The 18,972-nt window shown below is 30.8% G+C and carries 17 protein-coding genes; 11 read left to right on the top strand and 6 right to left on the bottom strand.

The features are described 5' to 3' along the window. The first annotated feature begins 189 nt into the window (after positions 1 to 189). Complete coding sequence (hflX, locus tag DY123_RS00680; RefSeq protein ID WP_140934305.1) at positions 190 to 1,458, top strand: GTPase HflX; 1,269 nt, start codon at positions 190 to 192, stop codon at positions 1,456 to 1,458. A gap of 42 nt (positions 1,459 to 1,500) precedes the next feature. On the opposite strand, the gene DY123_RS00685 is transcribed toward hflX, so the two are convergent. Further along, entirely contained in the window at positions 1,501 to 2,523 is a 1,023-nt protein-coding gene (locus tag DY123_RS00685) for a YeiH family protein (protein WP_140934306.1), read from the bottom strand. Positions 2,524 to 2,626: 103 nt separating this feature from the next. Here DY123_RS00685 and DY123_RS00690 point away from each other — a divergent pair, with 103 nt between their 5' ends. Further along, on the top strand, positions 2,627 to 3,484 hold the full coding sequence (locus DY123_RS00690; RefSeq protein ID WP_140933829.1) for a LysR substrate-binding domain-containing protein: 858 nt from the start codon (positions 2,627 to 2,629) through the stop codon (positions 3,482 to 3,484). Between the two features lie 31 nt (positions 3,485 to 3,515). Here the strand turns inward: DY123_RS00690 and DY123_RS00695 are convergent, their stop codons facing one another. Together DY123_RS00695 and DY123_RS00700 are read right to left on the bottom strand one after the other, a co-directional pair. Then, positions 3,516 to 4,076, bottom strand: coding sequence for a guanylate kinase (locus tag DY123_RS00695; RefSeq protein WP_140923597.1), 561 nt, complete (start codon positions 4,074 to 4,076; stop codon positions 3,516 to 3,518). Position 4,077: 1 nt separating this feature from the next. After that, positions 4,078 to 4,494: a bis(5'-nucleosyl)-tetraphosphatase gene (locus tag DY123_RS00700; RefSeq protein ID WP_140923598.1), complete on the bottom strand. Its 417-nt coding sequence runs from the start codon at positions 4,492 to 4,494 to the stop codon at positions 4,078 to 4,080. A 146-nt stretch (positions 4,495 to 4,640) separates the two neighbouring features. On the opposite strand from DY123_RS00700, the gene DY123_RS00705 reads away from it, so the two are divergent. The 3 genes from DY123_RS00705 to DY123_RS00715 all read left to right on the top strand — a co-directional run bounded on the left by DY123_RS00705 (position 4,641) and on the right by DY123_RS00715 (position 8,928). Next, positions 4,641 to 7,061 carry a Xaa-Pro dipeptidyl-peptidase gene (locus DY123_RS00705; protein WP_140923600.1) on the top strand — a complete coding sequence of 807 codons (2,421 nt, stop codon included), beginning with the start codon at positions 4,641 to 4,643 and terminating at the stop codon, positions 7,059 to 7,061. Between the two features lie 36 nt (positions 7,062 to 7,097). Beyond that, on the top strand, positions 7,098 to 8,009 hold the full coding sequence (locus tag DY123_RS00710) for a proline iminopeptidase-family hydrolase (protein WP_140934307.1): 912 nt from the start codon (positions 7,098 to 7,100) through the stop codon (positions 8,007 to 8,009). Between the two features lie 106 nt (positions 8,010 to 8,115). Further along, positions 8,116 to 8,928 carry a hypothetical protein gene (locus DY123_RS00715; protein WP_140923604.1) on the top strand — a complete coding sequence of 271 codons (813 nt, stop codon included), beginning with the start codon at positions 8,116 to 8,118 and terminating at the stop codon, positions 8,926 to 8,928. A 38-nt stretch (positions 8,929 to 8,966) separates the two neighbouring features. Here DY123_RS00715 and DY123_RS00720 read toward each other — a convergent pair whose 3' ends face one another. After that, a complete protein-coding gene (locus tag DY123_RS00720) occupies positions 8,967 to 10,547 on the bottom strand; it encodes an ABC-F family ATP-binding cassette domain-containing protein (RefSeq protein WP_491700879.1) in 1,581 nt (526 codons plus the stop codon). A 151-nt stretch (positions 10,548 to 10,698) separates the two neighbouring features. Here DY123_RS00720 and DY123_RS00725 point away from each other — a divergent pair, with 151 nt between their 5' ends. From DY123_RS00725 to DY123_RS00745, 5 genes are all read left to right on the top strand, one after another. Then, complete coding sequence (locus DY123_RS00725; protein ID WP_140923606.1) at positions 10,699 to 11,082, top strand: VOC family protein; 384 nt, start codon at positions 10,699 to 10,701, stop codon at positions 11,080 to 11,082. A 171-nt stretch (positions 11,083 to 11,253) separates the two neighbouring features. Next, positions 11,254 to 12,879, top strand: a complete 1,626-nt coding sequence (locus DY123_RS00730) for an APC family permease (RefSeq protein ID WP_108982894.1) — start codon at positions 11,254 to 11,256, stop codon at positions 12,877 to 12,879. Between the two features lie 403 nt (positions 12,880 to 13,282). Beyond that, positions 13,283 to 14,278 carry a tryptophan ABC transporter substrate-binding protein gene (trpX, locus tag DY123_RS00735; RefSeq protein WP_140923608.1) on the top strand — a complete coding sequence of 332 codons (996 nt, stop codon included), beginning with the start codon at positions 13,283 to 13,285 and terminating at the stop codon, positions 14,276 to 14,278. Next, the gene (locus tag DY123_RS00740) at positions 14,275 to 15,171 is read left to right on the top strand and encodes an ABC transporter permease (protein WP_140923609.1); all 897 of its coding nucleotides are present in this window, start codon (positions 14,275 to 14,277) and stop codon (positions 15,169 to 15,171) included. The genes trpX and DY123_RS00740 overlap by 4 nt, the downstream gene beginning before the upstream one ends. Beyond that, on the top strand, positions 15,164 to 15,934 hold the full coding sequence (locus DY123_RS00745; RefSeq protein ID WP_108982897.1) for an ABC transporter ATP-binding protein: 771 nt from the start codon (positions 15,164 to 15,166) through the stop codon (positions 15,932 to 15,934). The genes DY123_RS00740 and DY123_RS00745 overlap by 8 nt, the downstream gene beginning before the upstream one ends. Positions 15,935 to 15,977: 43 nt before the next feature. Here the strand turns inward: DY123_RS00745 and DY123_RS00750 are convergent, their stop codons facing one another. Next, positions 15,978 to 16,838 carry an NAD(P)-dependent oxidoreductase gene (locus tag DY123_RS00750; protein WP_108982898.1) on the bottom strand — a complete coding sequence of 287 codons (861 nt, stop codon included), beginning with the start codon at positions 16,836 to 16,838 and terminating at the stop codon, positions 15,978 to 15,980. A gap of 157 nt (positions 16,839 to 16,995) precedes the next feature. On the opposite strand from DY123_RS00750, the gene DY123_RS00755 reads away from it, so the two are divergent. Next, positions 16,996 to 17,526, top strand: a complete 531-nt coding sequence (locus DY123_RS00755; RefSeq protein WP_108982899.1) for a hypothetical protein — start codon at positions 16,996 to 16,998, stop codon at positions 17,524 to 17,526. Between the two features lie 59 nt (positions 17,527 to 17,585). On the opposite strand, the gene DY123_RS00760 is transcribed toward DY123_RS00755, so the two are convergent. Further along, the gene (locus DY123_RS00760) at positions 17,586 to 18,968 is read right to left on the bottom strand and encodes a DHA2 family efflux MFS transporter permease subunit (RefSeq protein WP_140923611.1); all 1,383 of its coding nucleotides are present in this window, start codon (positions 18,966 to 18,968) and stop codon (positions 17,586 to 17,588) included. Positions 18,969 to 18,972 lie beyond the last annotated feature (4 nt).

The raw sequence follows: 18,972 nt of genomic DNA on the forward strand, positions 1-18,972 counted from the left end.
ATAGTGGCTACATGTAATATTTTATTACAAATGCCCTATTTTCAACCAAAGAATTTGGTTATAAATCATTAAAACGGCCAATTAATATTATTATTAAAAAATAAATTCTCATATTTTTATAATTTGTCATAAATAAATTAATTCAAGAATAGAAATGTTATAATATAGCAAATCAAGGAGGATGATCGAGTGGATAACAAGCAAACAACCGCAATCACAATCGGATTAAATTTAGATAATGAAGAATTCGATTATTCAATGGATGAACTAACAGCACTAGCAAATGCTAATAATATTGAAGTACTTTCTACATTAGTGCAAAAATTAGACCATCCCGATTCAGCAACCTATTTTGGTAAAGGAAAAGTTGAGGAATTAGCAACTGATATTATTGATTACGATGCCGATATGATCATCGTTAATGACGAACTTTCACCTAGTCAATTAAGAAATTTAGAAAAGAAAACTAATACTAAAGTTATTGATCGTACTGGATTAATTTTAGAAATATTTGGTACTCGTGCTCAAACTCATGAAGCCAAACTACAAGTTCAATTAGCCAAATTGGAATATCAATTACCTAGATTGCATACTAGTGCCAGCCAACGCCTAGATCAACAAGGTGGCGGTGGTTTTGCCAACCGTGGTTCTGGTGAATCACAAATTGAATTAAACCGTCGTGCGATTGAAAGAGACGTTACTCATATTAAAAATGAGTTAAAAGCAATTCAAAAATCAGACAAAACGCAGCGTAAACAACGTGATTCAACTAATATTCCAACCGTTGCTTTAGTCGGATATACTAATGCTGGTAAATCGACTATTATGAATCAACTAGTTGGTCGTTACGGCGAAAATGTTGATAAACAAGTAATGGTTAAAAATATGCTATTTGCTACTTTAAATACAAGTGTCAGAAAAATAACCTTCCCAGATAATAAGGATATGTTGCTTTCCGATACTGTTGGTTTTGTTAGTAAGTTACCCCATCAGTTAGTTCAGGCCTTTCGTTCTACTTTATCAGAAGCTGCTAACGCTGATTTATTGATTCAAGTAGTTGATGAGTCTGATGAAAACAAAGAATTAATGATGGATACTACTATGAAGACTTTAAAAGAAATTGGTGTTGAAAACGTTCCAATGATTACAGTCTTCAATAAAGCTGATTTAGCTAATGAAAAACGTCCAGAACATGTAGGTGAAGATTTAATCATCTCAGCTAATGAAGATGATTCTATCGATGAATTAGTCAAAGTAATTAAAAAGAACAGTTATTCTAATTATGCTGTTGCTGAATTCATAGTTCCATTTGATAAGGGTGAAATTATTAATTATTTAAATAATAATGCAAATGTATTAGCAACCGACTATCTTGCTGAAGGAACTAAAATCAAAGCTGAACTTCCAGCTTCACAAATGGACAGATTTAAAGATTATATTATTAAAAATGAAGATTAAAAAAATGTCGCTAGATAATTAGCGGCATTTTTATTTAATATTTTAAAAGAATAATTTACTAACAATAATGACAAATACTAATAAAATAACTGAACTTGTGAATGAAGCAATCAAAGGCTTAACTCCGCGGTTAAGTAAAACCTTAAAGTTAACGGTCATCCCTAATGCTGCCATAGCCATTCCTAAGAAAATATAAGCGGCATTTACTAATATGGACAATAAGCCCGCACTAAAATGAGCATATGTCCCAATAATACTAGTTAGAATAAATCCGGCCATAAACCATGGAATTGGTAGTTTGCGTTTACCGCTAACTTCACCATTAGTAGTAGTTTTTTGATACCAGATTCCAATAATTAATGCAGCCGGTGCTAACATTAGTACTCGCGATAGCTTAGTAATAATTGCAATGTTTAAAGCAACTGGACCATCAGAACTACCAGTTGCCACTGCATGCGCAATTTCATGTAAAGAGCCACCCGCCATCACACCAAATTGATCTGGTGCCATGTGTAATAATGGTTTAATGGCAATTTCGATTAAAGTAAAGACTGTTCCCATAATGGCAACAATAGCGACTGCAAGGACTTGATCTTCTTCTTTTTGTGCTTGCTTGTCTGAACTAACTTTAATTTGTGGTGAAATACCCATAACTGCAGCAGCTCCACAAATACCTGTCCCACTAGCAGTTAAAATGGATAGCTCCTTATTCACCCCTAATTTACGATTAAGTAAATAAGTTCCAGTAATTGTTCCTAAGACTACTAAAATTGCTAATAAAATGGTTTTAATTCCTGAAGACATTAAAGTATTGAGGTTTAATTTAAAACCTAACAAAATAATTCCTAAACGTAGAAATTTATTAGAAATAAATCCAGCTTCAGCTTTTAATCCCCTAGTAATTTTAGGTTGAACTTGTAATAACATTCCAAAAATAAGTGCTAAAACCAATGAACCAATAATATTTAAATATGGCATGCCAGCTAAATATGTACCAATCATTGTACAAATAAATGTAACAATAATGGTTACCCAAAATTTAGGTGTAAATATAATTTTCAATATAATTTCCCCCTATTAACTTATGTTTTAAGTATATCGGTGTGTTAATATAAAATAAAATTATCATTTTTAATTATGATATTAATAATACTTATAAGGAAGAATTATGTTAGATCAACGATATATTACTTTTCAAATTTTATCTAAAACTAAATCGTACACAAAGACTGCAGAAAAATTATTCATTACTCAGCCAGCAGTCACTCAACAAATTAAGAGTTTGGAAAATGAATTAAATTTAAAACTGGTTAATTATAAACAACCATCGTTACAAATTACTAAAGATGGCCAAAAATTAGCTGAATTTATTAATAATATTAATATACAGAGTAATAAATTCATTCATCAACTAAAAGAAACACCTAAAAAACGTAAATTAGTTTTTGGATCAACTAGATCTGTAGCAATTTTTATGACCCCCAATATAATTAAGAAATTGGAAAATCAATTTCACAATATTGAATGTGTTGTTACTAATACCAATGAAATATTAAAAATGATTGATAATGGTAAATTAGATTTTGCAATTTTAGAAGGTAATTTTAATAAACGAAAATATAGTTATCATGTTATTAAAGATGAGCAATTTATTTGTGTTGCTGGGGTTGATAATCCGCTAGCCAGTAATAAAACATTTAAGATTCAAGAACTATTAAAACAAAATTTATTGTTAAGAGAAATGGGGTCTGGTACTCGTTTTATCTTTGCCAACTGGTTGGAATCTTTAAATATTACCGAAAACGATTTTAATAAAGTAATTAATGTAAACGAACCCACTGTTATTAATAACCTATTACAAAATAATTTAGGTATTTCATTTATGTATAAGTCATTAGCTGAAAAAGAAATTAATGCTGGTCATTTAAAAGAAATTAAAATTAAAGGTTTAGATATTGTTAGACCCATTAACTTAGTTGCCTTAAAAAATAACTACTTTAATGAGCTGGTCAATTTAATAGAATAAAAAAGGGGTTATGTTTAAAACATAACTCCTTTTAAAATAGCTCATGCATTAATTTATCAACAGTATGCTTGGCAGTTTGCCAATTACTATTATCAATAATATGTGCCGATGAACGTAATTCAATCGGAATATTTAAATCTCTTTCATATTCAGCACTACATAACCTTTGTTTAATTTTTTCTTTACTATCGCCACGCTCAATCATCCGTTTTTTCAAACTATTATGATCATTGACTTGGATAAAGAAAATGATTGCTTGATTTCCTAATTCATTTAGATAAGTAATTGCACCTTGAGTATCTAAAACAATGGAAGCAATCGGATTATCATGCCAAGCTTTTTTTAATCCTTCATATGAAGAACCATATTTAGCATTAGCATATTCAACGTGTTCTAAAAAATGTTTTTTAGCAAAACTTGAATCACTCTCAAAGTAATAATCAACATCGTTTTTTTCATTTTTACGTGGAGATCTAGTAGTATGCGTGATTACTTTGGCCACATGGTATTGATTAACTAAGTAGTTACGAACCGTGGTTTTACCACTACCAGTAGCTCCTGTAATTACAATTAACTTTTCTTTTCCTTCCATATTATGACCACTTACTTGCTACATAGTCATTTGTTTTGTCTAAAATTTCTTTCAAATTATCATAAGTTAAAGTCTTACGAGCATCTGCATAATTTTGCCAAACGTAATCACTAATTTCTTCTTTTTGTAAAGTGACCTTAGGGTTGCCCACTTTAGATGTATAAAAAGTAACTATTTTATGATGCCCATTCTTCATATCATATTCAGCATCAACACTAAAATCAGTATCGATTGTCGCATCAATATCGGTTTCTTCTTTAATTTCTCTAATTGCAGCTTGTTCTAATGTTTCTTTACCTTCAATATGACCTTTAGGGAATCCCCAAAAATCACTAGTTGCACTTTTTTCCAATAAATATTTTGGTTTGTTATCTACCATTTTATAAACAATTGCGCCACCATCAATTTCAGTAAACATAGTTATGCCTCCATTAAGATTTATTATCTATTGTTATTATATCATTTTGAAAATCAGGTCCTAAATAATTAACTATTGATTTTCTCCTCATTTTCTTACAATTTACGATATAATGTAAAATATATATAAATTTTAGGAGGACTTTCATGAAAAATCATCAATACGCAATTGCCGACTACAATTTAAAAATTGTAAAGAAAGAACTAAGAGATCTTCACTTCTTAGATGATTCAACTGATGACATCGACAATCCAGCTGAACTATTAAAAACTTTCTTGTTAAAATCATTTTTGGATCAACAAAGTTTGGCAATTAGAGGACAAAAAATTGCAGGAATGTTAGCTAGCTTTGAAGAAAATGCGTTAACATTTCTCGATAAAAATGCCCCTATTTCAAAAATTGGTTTTTACAATATCGCGCTACAACTATTACATTTTGAAGTTGGCGAAGATTTTTTAATTGATAATCCAATCACTAAAATGAAGACTCTTAATTTACCTGTAGCTAACGTTCATGACAATATGAATTTATATGACACCATGACAGCATGGTATTTACTATTAAACACTCATAACAAGTATGGTACTACTTTTATTGATGAATTAGCATCTAAAGGTTATTTCGCACAAAATTTAAACGGTTTTAAAAAGCCTTTAATTTTTAATGGTAAGACTATGCCAGTTTATGATACCAATAATTTAATTCGTGAAGTAGTCTATGTAGAATCATCACAAGATAATGACCACGATGGTAAATTAAACTTATTAAAAACCGAAATTATCAGACCAAAAGAAAGTAATAAAAATAAAGTTCCTGTTATCTTTACTGCTAGTCCTTACAATCAAGGTACTAATGATAAAGATGGTGAACAATTAACACATAATGTTAATGTAAGTTTAAAACACAAAGAACCTAATAATTACTCATATTCAGATATTGAACATCATTCTAAAAAAGAAACATTACCTGAGCCTCGTCCAATTGAAGGTAAAACTAGAAAAGCAGAGCAAACCCTCGATCGTGAACAATCTTATACATTAAATGATTACTTTTTAGCACGTGGTTTTGCCGTCGTTTATTCTGCTGGCATTGGAACTTATGAATCAGATGGCTTTAGAACTACTGGTGATGATGATGAAACTTTATCAGCAACTGCTATTATTGAATGGCTAAATGGAAAACGAACTGCTTTTACTAATAAAACCGACAACAATCAAATTGAAGCTTATTGGTCCAACGGTAGTATTGCGATGTCTGGTCGCTCATATCTAGGAACTCTTCAAATTGCTGCTGCTACCACTGGCATTGACGGATTAAAAACTTGTATCGCTGAAGCTGCTATTTCTAATTGGTACGACTACTACCGTGAAAATGGATTAGTATTAGCTCCCGGCGGCTTTCAAGGTGAAGATGCTGATGTCCTAGCAGCTGAAACTTATAGTCGTAAACAACAAGCAACTGAATTTTATAAAAATAAAGATGCTTGGGAAAAGCAATTAAGTTCAATCACAGATGGTCAAGATCGTGACACTGGTAACTATAATGAATTTTGGGATGCTCGAAACTACTTAAAGAACGCTAAAAACATTAAAGCCGATATGTTCTTAATTCATGGTCTAAATGATGATAATGTTAAACCTAAAAATGTGGAACAAATTTGGAACGCAATTAAAACATTAAATATCAATAAAAAATTAATTTTGCATCAAGGAAAACATATTTACATTAATGCATTTCAATCAATTGATTTTACCGATATGATTAACCTATGGTTAACTTATAAATTATTAGATGTTGATAACAAGGCTGATGAACTTATTCCAAACGTGCTAATCCAAGATAATGTTAAGGCTGAAACTTGGAATGCATTTGATGAATGGGAAAATCCTGATGATGTAAAAACTCTTCACCCTTCCAATAATAATGAACTAACCGATGAATTCGATCATGGACGTAAAGAGTTTAAAGATCAACTATCAGTTAGCGACTTTGAAAAATATTGTCTGGATTACAAACAATGGCGTGATGATTTAGTATTAGACCATGAAAATAATCCTCTAACAAATAATCGAGTTATTTTCAAAACTACTCCTACTAAAGAGGACTTCACAATTGATGGTAAAGTTAAAATTTCATTAAATGCATCATCAACACAAAACTATGGAATGCTAAGTTGTATGTTAGTTGATTATGGTGAAGCATACCGTTTAACTGAATCACCAAAGAATCTGGGTCATCGTATTAATGAAGGCTATCTATGGCGTGAAGATTCATTAAGAGAATTTAAAATACAAAATAAGAAAACTCCTTATAAAGAAATTGCAGAAGGTCACATTAATATGCAAAATCGTAAGAATAGCTATCATGTTGACGATATGGAAGCCAATGAATTTTATGATATGGAATTAGAATTACAACCTACTTTTTATCATGTTCTTGCGGGTCATCAATTAGGCTTAATTATTTTTGCAACTGACTTTGAAAATACTATTCGTGGTAATCAAGATCTTAAATACAGAATTAGTTTAGCTGAAACAGATATTAAATTGCCTATCCGTAAACAATAGTGTTAGGATATTAATTAAAAGAAATGAGGGATTGTCATGAAACAAAAGACTAAAATTATTACTTTAGATAGCGGATATCATTTATGGACTCACACCTCAGGTGAAGGTAAAATTAATTTACTTGCTCTCCATGGTGGCCCTGGTGGTACCCATGAATATTGGGAAAATACTGCTGACGAACTAAAGAAACAAGGATTAGATGTTTCAGTAACTTATTATGATCAATTAGGATCATGGTATTCAGATACTCCTGACTTTTCCGATCCTGAAGTTGCCAAAAAAGTTTTAACATATGATTACTTTTTAGATGAAATTGAAGAAGTTAGACAAAAACTTGGCTTAGATAATTTCTATCTAATTGGTCAATCTTGGGGTGGCCTATTAGTTCAACTATATGCTCAAAAATATGGTAAGCATTTAAAAGGTGCGATTATTTCATCAATGGTTGATGAAATTGATGATTACACTGCTCATTTAGATGAAATTCGTGAAAAAGAATTTGCCCCTGATGAACTAGCATTTATGAAAAAATGTGAAGCTAATAATGATTATGACAATGACCGTTACCAACAAGACGTTGATAAATTAAACAAGGACTACATTGATCGTAAGCAACCTTCAAAATTAGATCATTTAATTGGTCTTTCTAACACTGACATTTACAATGCATTCCAAGGTGACAATGAATTTGTTATTACTGGTAAGTTAGGTGAATGGCACAATACTAAGAACTTAAAAGATAATCATGTTCCTACCCTAGTTACTTTTGGTGAACATGAATCAATGCCTGTTGAAACTGGTAAAAGAATGGCTAAGATGATTCCAAATGCTAAGTTTGTTTCTACTCCAAATGCAGGACATCATCATATGATTGATAATGCGCCCGTTTATTATGATCATTTGGCAACTTTCATTCGTGAAGTTGAAAATAATTCTTTTAATAAATAAAAATTAAAGCATAGCTACTTGATTGTAGTTATGCTTTTTATTTTTTATGTTTATTTTAATAATTTAGTGGTATAACTATATTTAGATATTTAAGGAGTTTATGCTTATGAATAATCTTTATAATTTAGTTATTAACCGGACTAATAGTAATAGTTCTGAAAAGTTCATTAATTTAATTCGTGAGGGTGCTATTTTGCTGGTTATATTAGAAATATTGGGTTATCGAATTCCAACATTCCTATCTACATCTATGAATACTTTTTTATTAAATATTTTCTACTTATTAACTGACTATAAAGTCCCATTCCTTTTAGTTATTGTTTGGATAATTTCAATTACTATATCAAAGATTTCAACTGATCATCATTATTTTGAAAATTTGCATTATAATTTTTTACATCAAGTAACTAAAGTTTATAAATTCTATTGGATCATTATATTCATAATTTGTCTTTTAGCTACTAATTTACAAAGTATGATTGATTTTCGATTCTTATTAACGATCACTAAAAACAACAACCTTATAACCCAATTTTTCCCAATTTTATTTAGAAACATCTTTTCTCTATTTTTATTAATCGCAAATATATATTGGTGCTTAATGTATTTCTGTAAAACAGATAATATCATTTCAGAAAAACATCCCCGCGAGAGTCATTTAGATTCAAAAGAATATATTAATTTAGCAAAACGTGAATTTACAATTAATGATAAACAAATATTCTTACAGATATTTGTTAAAAATAATGAATTAAAACCTTTAGATGATATCAAAGAATACTTCTTAATTAAAAAAGTAACTGACTTAAGATTAAAAAGACATAATTCTAAGATTACAATTATCAGTCAATTTCCTTCCTACAGTGATGCTAAAGCTTTTATGCATGACTATGCAGATGAACCTAAAAATTTCAAATAAAAAAGTGCACTTCTGAATGAAGTGCACTTTTTTATTATTTAATTGCTTTGACCATTGGCTTTTTCAATTTCATCTTTATCACGTAAACTTAGTTTTTCAACATCTAATACCTTATCAACTAAGCCATTATAAAAACTAGTTTCATGAGATACGATAATTGCGTTACCAGGAAAATTATTAATTGCTTGTTTTAATGATTCCTTAGTTTCATCATCCAAATGATTAGTAGGTTCATCCATGATCAAGAAATTACTTGGTGTAAATTCTAGCATGGCTAATTTAACCTTAGTTTGTTCCCCACCAGATAATTCACCAATTGGTTTCATTGCATTTGCAGCATCTAAACCACATTTAGCTAATTTAGTACGAATTGGTTTTTGTTCCAACTTAGGGAACTTGTTTTGGATAATTTGTAATGGAGTTTCTTTATCATTGGACCAGATTAAATCTTGACTAAAGTAACTAACTTTAGCAGATGGTGAAAAGTCCGCTTTACCACCCATTGGTTTTAATAAACCTAAGATTGATTTAATTAAAGTTGATTTACCAACCCCATTAAATCCTTCAAAACCAACTTTTTCATCAGTATTCACTGAGAAGCTAACTGGTTTTAATAATGGTTTATCGTATCCAACTGATAGTTCATCAACTACCAAGGCATTTTGTGAACCAGTATCTTCATATGGAAAGTTGAATGAAGCATGAATGTTAGTTGATGGTGGATCAACAACTTCCATATGTGATAGCATTTTTTCACGTGATTTAGCCATTGTTGATCTAGAACCAGCTTTATTTTTACGAATGAAAGCTTTGGCCTTTTCAATTTCAACTTGTTGTTTGTCATATTCTCTTTGTTGAACTTTTTCACGTTCATCACGTTGACGCATGGCTGCTTTAAAATCACCACGATATTTAGTAATTTTACCAAAAGCAATATTTACGATACAATTAGTAACTTTTTCCAAAAATTCATAATCATGAGAAATTACCATAACTGCACCATCAAAATTATTTAGATAATCTTCCAACCATGAAATGTGAGCAGTATCCAAATAATTGGTTGGTTCATCAAGCAAAATAACATCTGGATTTTCTAAGATTAATTTCGCTAAAATAATTTTAGAACGTTGTCCTCCTGACATATGAGCAATTTGTTGGTCACGCTTAACATCATCTAAACCTAAACCAGTGATTACTTGTTCAATTTCAGTTTCAATATCATAGAAGTTGTTAGCTTCTAAATTTTCTTGAATGCGACCTGCTTGTTCTAATAATTTATCATCAAAATTTTCAGCATATTTTTCATATAATTTTTGCATATGATTTGATTGTTCATATAAGCCTTTATAAGCAGTGTGTAAGAAATCAATTAATGTCATACCATCTTCGATATCAGCATATTGGTCTAAATAACCGACACTAACATTATTTTGCCACTTAACTGATCCAGATACTGGTAACTCGACCCCAGTAATAATCTTAATAAGTGTACTTTTACCAACACCGTTTTGCCCAACAATCCCCATATGTTCACCTTTATTTAAGGTGAAGCTGGCTTCATCATATAATTTCTTGTCAGCAAAGCCCATACTTATATCTTTAACATCAAGTAAAGCCACTATTTTTCACTCCCTATCATTTTTGTAATCGTACTTATACATACCTTTAAAAGTACCACACTAAAAAACGTTTAGTCAATTTCATTTCCAGATAAATTTGTTTATAATATTATAGTTAGGTTAAATATTAATTTTAGAAAGGAATTTAAAAATGAAAGTTAAAGATATTGATCATATCACCATATTTGTGGATGATTTAGAAAAATGTATGCGTTTTTATCATGAAGTATTTGATTTACCTATCCTAAAATTTGACGATAAGCAATTGGAATTTCAATTAGGTAAACAAAAATTAATTTTCTTACCTATTATTTCTGATGAAAAAAACAATCCCAAAAATCCAACCGCTGGTTCAGGTAAATTTTGTATTATTGCAAAAGATTCATTATCAGATATTACATCGCACCTGGCAAATTATGGTGTAGATATTATTGATGGCCCTAAAAAAGTACGTGGTGCTAATGGAGAAATGAATTCAATTTACGTTAATGATCCCGAAAATAATATCATTGAAATTTGTGAATATAAAAATTAATAATATTATATTTTTTTAATAGTATTTATTATTAATTTAATTATTTGTAAATGCTTTGAAATGCTATTATTATAGTAAATGGGAGCTTAAAAGCTTATCATGCTGGTCTTTTATCAGTTTACACTGATAATTATTTTTGATAATATACTTAAAGACCATGAAAGGAGTATTATGAAAAAAAATAATAATTCAGGAAAGATAGGTTTATTTCAGATTGTAATGTTGGGACTTAGTTCCATTATTGGTTCAGGTTGGTTATTCGGGTCTTGGGAGGCTTCCAAGGTTGCAGGACCAGCTGCTATTCTATCTTGGATCATTGGTGCCATTGTTATTGGTGCGATTGCATTCAACTATATTGAACTTGGTTCTATGTTTCCAGAAAGTGGTGGAATGAGTAAATATGCTCAATACACCCACGGTTCTTTACTAGGATTTATAGCTGCTTGGGCTAATTGGGTATCATTAGTTACTTTGATTCCTATTGAAGCCGTCGCAGCGGTACAATACATGGGTTCTTGGCCTTGGAAATGGGCACACTGGACGCATGGATTCTTGGTAAATGGTGAAATATCCAATACCGGTTTATTTGTCGTTTTTCTTTTCATATTAGTCTTTACACTATTAAACTATTGGTCTGTTAATTTATTAGCTCGATTCACTAGTTTTATTTCAATTTTCAAACTAGGAATTCCATTACTAACAATTATTATGTTATTAATGTCTGGTTTTCATTCCGGAAACTTTAATTCTCAAGGATTTATGCCTTATGGTAGTGCTGCTATTTTCTCAGCTACAACTGCTTCTGGTATTATTTTCTCATATAATGCATTCCAAGTTGTTATCAACATGGGTAAGGAAATTAAAAATCCTAAGAGAAATATCGCATTGGGAATTACAATCTCACTTGCAATTAGTATTGTAATTTATGTTCTATTACAATTCACATTTATTGGTACCATTGTACCTCAAGATTTAGCTAATGGTTGGCATGGAGTTGATTTCCAATCACCATTTGCTGACTTAGCCATCTTACTAGGTATTCATTGGTTAGCCGTACTATTGTATTTTGATGCTTTTGTATCACCATTTGGTACCGGAGTTTCTTTCGTTGCTCAAACTGGTCGTACATTAGCAGCTATGGTGCAAAACGAACATATGCCTAAGTTTATTGGTAAAATCAATAAACGTTGGGGTGTCCCAAGAATGGCTATGGTTGTTAACCTTGTTATTAGTGTACTATTAGTAGCAATATTCAGAAGTTGGGGTACACTTGCTAGTGTTATTTCCACTTCTACTTTAATTGCTTACTTAACTGGTCCTGTTACTGTTACTTCACTAAGACAAATGGCACCTAACTTTAAACGTCCTATTCGTTTGAAGTTACTAAAAGTTATGGCTCCATTAGCCTTTGTACTTGCTAGTTTAGCAACTTACTGGGCAATGTGGCCAACAACTGTTAAAGTAATTCTTGTTATCTTACTAGGTTTACCATTCTACTTCTACTTTGAATGGAAAACTGGTTGGAAAAAGACTAGAAATCAATTCACTGGAAGTTTTTGGATGATTGGTTACTTAATCTTTATTTCAATCATTTCTTATATGGGATCAACACCATTTGGTGGTCAAAACTGGATTCCATATCCATTAGACTTTGTCGTTATCATTATTTCATCACTTGTATTCTACAAATGGGGAATTTCAAGTGCTATGGTAACTAAAGATCTTCACAATGCCAAAGAAGTAAATGATGAAATCAACTTAGAAGATTTCGAAGATGAAGACAACAAAGATAAATAAGACAAATAAAATAAATCTGCAAAAGAGTAAGCTATAATGCTTACTCTTTTTATTATACTTGACTTTTATAAGTCTTAATTTTAGAATTAGTATTAATAAATGAAAGGAGAAAGAAACCATGAGAAATATTTTACAACATTTATTATTAGTTTCTACTTGGCAAAGCTGGTGTTATTAAATCGCATTAATATATACAGATGCGATTTAATTAGATGTCTATATAATTAAGCGCATCTGTACCGGCTTCTTTCTCACGAATAATAAAAAGCCTGTGCGGAATGAATTCAAAACACCACAGGTATTGCTAAAACTTTTAATTAAGCGGATAACCTGTAGTGTTTGGGTTATCCGCTTTTTTATTGGAATAATTTATTAATAACATCAAGTAAAGGAGTTTACATAAATGAAACGTTTATATTCAGCAATTATATTACTATGTTTAATACTGGCATTTGGTTATTACAAAGAACAACAACCAGTTAAAATTAGTCGAGATCACATTCCAGAAGTTGGCATTCTTCAATTAACTGAACACCCTGCTTTAGATGCCATTCATCATGGAATCATTCAAGGATTAAAGGAATCTGGTTTTCAACCTGGTAAAAATATTAAAATTGATTTTCAAAATGCCGAAAATGATCAAAGTAATTTAAAAACTATGAGTACTAAATTTGCTAACGAGAATGTTGATTTATCAATTGGAATTGCTACCCCTTCAGCACAAGTTTTAGCAAATACTGTTAAAAATAGACCATTAGTTTTAGGTGCTATCACTGATCCTAAATCAGCTGGATTAGTTGATTCTAATCAAAAACCGGGTAGAAATACCACTGGGGTATCTGATTTACCACCTATGAAACAACAAATAGATTTAATTAAACAAATCATGCCTCATATGAAAACGCTTGGTGTCATTTATACTTCTAGTGACGATTCGGCAACTAGTCAATATCAAAGATTTACTCAATTATGTAAACAAGAAGGTATTAGAGTTAAAGGATATTCTATTGCAAATACTAATGATTTAAATCAAGTGGCCACCCAAATGGTACAAAATGTGGATGCTGTTTATGTTCCAAACGATAATACTGTGGCTTCTGCTATTCAAACATTAGTGGCAGTAGCAAATAAGCGTAACGTTCCAATCTTTCCCACTGCATCTAATGTTGTCAAAAATGGTGGATTAGCAACATATGGACTAAACCAATTTAAATTAGGTGTTGAAACTGGAAAAGTTACTGCACAAATTTTAAAAGGTAAAAATGCTTCTAATATGCCTATTCAAACATTAAACCGTGGCGATTTAGCCATTAACCTAAACCAAGCTAAAAAGCTAGGTATCCATATTCCACAATCATTAATTCAAAAAGCTGAAAAACAAGGAGTGATCTACAAATGAGTTTAATAATTTCTGCAATCGGGCAAGGTCTATTATGGGCAGTTATTGGTGTCGGCCTTTATTTAACATTTAGAATTTTAGACTTCCCTGATATGACTGTTGAAGGAACATTTCCAATGGGAGCAGCTACTGCTGTTACTGCTATTGCACATGGTGTATCACCTATTATCGCAACGCTGCTTGCCTTCTTAGTGGGTTGTATTGCTGGACTAGTAACCGGTCTCTTATACACAAAAGCAAAAATTCCTGTATTATTAGCTGGTATTTTAGTAATGACCGCTTCTTATTCCATTGATTTAAGAATTATGGGTAAACCTAATCAATCATTACTTGGTATGCCTACATTATTAAGTGGTAAATTTTTCCAATCTTTACCACCATACTTTGACAGTGTTGCCTTAGGATTCATTGTTATTGTAATTGTCACAACAATTCTAGTTTACTTTTTACAAACAGACTTAGGACAAGCTTTTATTGCTACTGGTGATAATGAAAATATGGCTGAATCATTAGGTATAAATACTGATAATATGAAGATCATGGGTGTAAGTGTTTCAAATGGTCTAATTGCACTAGGCGGTGCGTTAGTCGCCCAAAATAATGGTTACTCAGATGTAAATATGGGAATTGGGATCATTGTAGTTGCCCTTGCATCAATTATCATTGGTGAAGTTATTTTTGGTGATTTAACAATGATTCAAAGATTAATTGCCGTCACTATTGGTAGCATTATTTATCGTTTAGTCTTATTATTGGTTCTACAATTAGGCTTCAACGCTACTGATTTAAACTTAATTTCATCAATCTTATTAGCAATTTTCATGGGATTACCAGCATTAGAAAATAAATTCCATTTAAAACATGTCTTGAAACGGGGGTTAAAAAATGACTAAACCAATCTTTCAATTAAAAAACATTGTTAAAACCGTCAATGAAGGTACACCAGAACAATTAAATATTTTAGATAATGTCAATTTAGATATTTATCCAGGAGATTTTATTACCATTTTGGGTTCTAATGGAGCTGGTAAATCTACCCTTTTTAATACGATTGGTGGTAATTTAAAACCTGATTCTGGACAAGTAATTTATAATGGCAAAGATATAACTAGAATGTCAGTGGTCAGAAGAACTGAATTTTTAAGTCGTGTTTTTCAAGATCCTAAATTAGGTACTGCACCTCGAATGACCGTTGCTGAAAATTTATTATTAGCAGAAAAACGTGGTAAAAAACATTCATTAATTCCCCGTAACCTTAAAAGTCAGATGCGTAAATTTAAAGAAATCACTGCTAAAATGAATAATAATTTAGACGATCGACTAGAAACTGCAACTGGTAACCTATCTGGTGGTCAAAGACAAACTTTAAGTTTCTTAATGGCCACGATTAATAGACCTGGAATTTTATTACTAGATGAACATACGGCCGCATTAGATCCTAAAACTTCAGAACAATTAATGAATATTACTGATAATACTATTAATAAAGAAAAATTAACCTGTTTAATGATCACTCACCATCTAGATGATGCTATCAAATATGGAAATCGTTTATTAGTTCTACATCAAGGTAAAATATCATATGATATTTCTGGAGAAGAAAAGAAAAATTTAACTAAAGAAAAATTATTAACTTTCTTTAATGATATTCAATAAAAAATAGCTATATTGACTAACCTAGTCAGTATAGCTATTTTTATTATTTATATAATTTGATTAATCCTTGAGTCCCATCACTACCTAAATCCATCTGATCAACCATTTTTTCATATAATTGTTTAGCCAATTTAGTAGCTGGTAAATCTATATGCATTTCATTTGCACATTCCAAGGCAATACGTAAATCTTTCAGAAAGTGTTTAGCTGCAAATCCTGGTTTAAAATCATCTTTTAATACACGAGGACCATAATTTTCAAGGCTCCAGTTATCACCACCACCTTGGCTAACAATTTTGATTAATGATGATAAATCAAGGTCTGCATGCTTACCATAATCAAGCATTTCAGTTAGGCCTGTCATATTACCAGCAATCATGATTTGATTAGCCATTTTAGTATGTTGGCCCTTGCCAGCTGATCCAAATATTTGAACGTTACTACCCATGGAATTTAATACAGGTTTAACTTTATTAAAGATGGCTTGATCACCACCAACCATAAAAGTTAAGTTACCATTTTGGGCACCAACATCCCCTCCGGATACAGGTGCATCTAATGCTTCAACACCTAATTTTTTACTTTCATTATATATTTTTTCATCAATTTTAGGTTTACTAGTAGTAGAATCAATTAAAATTTCACCTTTACTAGCACCTGCTAATAATCCATCATCACCAAAATAAACTTGCTCAACATCATTTGGAAATCCGACAATCGTAATTACAACATCAGAATTTCCAGCGACTGATTTAGGACTATCGTTCCAGTTTGCACCATTTTTAATTACGGTATCAGCATGAGCCTTAGTTCGATTAAAAACGTTCACTTCATAATTATTTTTAAGTAGGTTATTAATCATTCCAGTGCCCATAACACCAGTTCCTATAAAACCAATTTTCATACAATATGCCTTCTTTCTTTTATTTAGGTTAAAACTATCATTTTAATATTTCAAATAATGTGTTTAGGTTTCAATAATTATACGAAGATGGATAAACTTTGTTATAATATAAAATGTTGTAATTTATTTTACTTGAAATGGAGTGGAATATTCATATATGAATAATGACGAAAATAATCGCATTAAGAAATATGACTTTAATGAAGAAGAATATGGAAATAAAAAATCAACTTCTTCCAATGTCAGTATTTGGCCAATTATTATTTTTATCGTTGTAATCGCTGCCTTAATTATTGGTGGAGTAAAAGCAATAACCCATTTTACCTCTGGCAATAATAATCCAAAAACAGAACTAACATCTAAAAAAAGGAATACTCAGAACACGACTAGCCAGGAAACTAACAATAAAACTTATAAAAAAGAAAATAGTAAACAAGGTTCTGATTCTGAGGCAAAAGATAATAAAGTTAATGACAGTAACGAAAATAATGCCGATAAGCAAAATGACAATAACCAGAATAATGATAGTAATGACGATATGTTTGCACAACCACATACCTTTAGTTCAGTAACAGATGCACAAAATTATGCTAAAGCTACACAAAGTAAGTGGTTAAACGATGGATATAGGACTTATACTGTCAGTTCTGATAGTCAAGGCTACTATACTTTAAAGTTTGTTAAATAAATGGAAACAAAAATAACCTTAAGTATTATCAATCTAATACTTAGGGTTATTTTTATTTATTATTTTGCTCTTCTTACGACTTTATTTAAAATAATTGCAGCTAATAATAACAATATAATTAATAAAATAAATCCATGTTCTGATCCAATTGCAGTGCCTAATTGTTTACTGTAATTTGGATTCATTTGGCTAATCGCAACTACTGCAGAAATAATAGAAGTACTAATAGCCCCAGATATTTGTTGAACTGTATTAAACACAGCATTCCCATCCGAACTATCATTAGCATCTAATGTGCTTAATCCACTAGTCATAATGTTACCAAACGAAAGCCCTAGACATAGCATATAAACCAGGTAGAATACTAAAATCATTGCATTTGATAAGTGAGTTCCAAAAATAGTAAATAATAGTAATCCAGCTAATCCAGCAAACATTCCAAATAAAATAGGTTTGTAAGCACCCACTTTATCCATAATCTTCCCAGACAATGGTGCAAATACAGCTCCTAAAGCAGCACCGGGTAACACAATTAATCCAGCAACAAATGCAGATTGTTTATTTACTATCTGAACATAATTAGGAAGGATGAATGACATCCCTAAAGTAATAAATTGTAAGATAAAGAAAGCTATCACGTGACCAGAAAATTTAGTGTTTTTTAATATGGATAAATTAACAATTGGGTTATCAATATTAACTGAACGTTTGTATAAAATAATAACTGCCATCAAACCAATAATAATTGGTAATATTACTTTCAAGCTGAGAATACTACCGCTACCCATACTACTGAAACCATAAACAAGCCCAGCAAAGGTAATGACAATCAATACTAAGCTAGGCAAATCTAATTTAGTATGTTGAGGCTTACTTTTTTGTTCAATTGAAAAGCTACCCATTAGTAAAGAAATAATTAATATTGGTAATAAAATTAGAAAAATATAGCGCCAACCAATTGAAGAAACCACAATTCCACCAAAAGTAGGCCCAACTGCTGGTGCAATCGCTGTGATAAGGTTACCAACTCCCATCATCAAACCAATTTTCTTACTAGGAACTTGTTCCAATATGATATTAAACATCAATGGTAAAGCAATACCTGTCCCTAATCCTTGAATTACTCTTCCAATAATTAATAGCGCAAAACTAGGTGCTATTAAATCAATTAATACACCTACTATAAATAATACATTTGCTGTTATAAACAATGATTTGGTTTTAAAATTTCGTTTTAAAATGGCTGACAATGGAATAACAATTGAAACTATTAGTAAATACATAGTAGTCATCCATTGGACAGTACTTGTATTAATATTAAAATCATTCATTAAGGTTGGAAATGTAATGTTCATCGAAGTTTCAATGACCACACCACTAAATGACATAATTCCCGCTGCAATGACTGACAATAATACTTTTAAAGAAATTTTATCATTCATCTTT

Source organism: Apilactobacillus micheneri (assembly GCF_006493595.1).
In the GTDB taxonomy this organism is placed as follows: domain Bacteria; phylum Bacillota; class Bacilli; order Lactobacillales; family Lactobacillaceae; genus Apilactobacillus; species Apilactobacillus micheneri.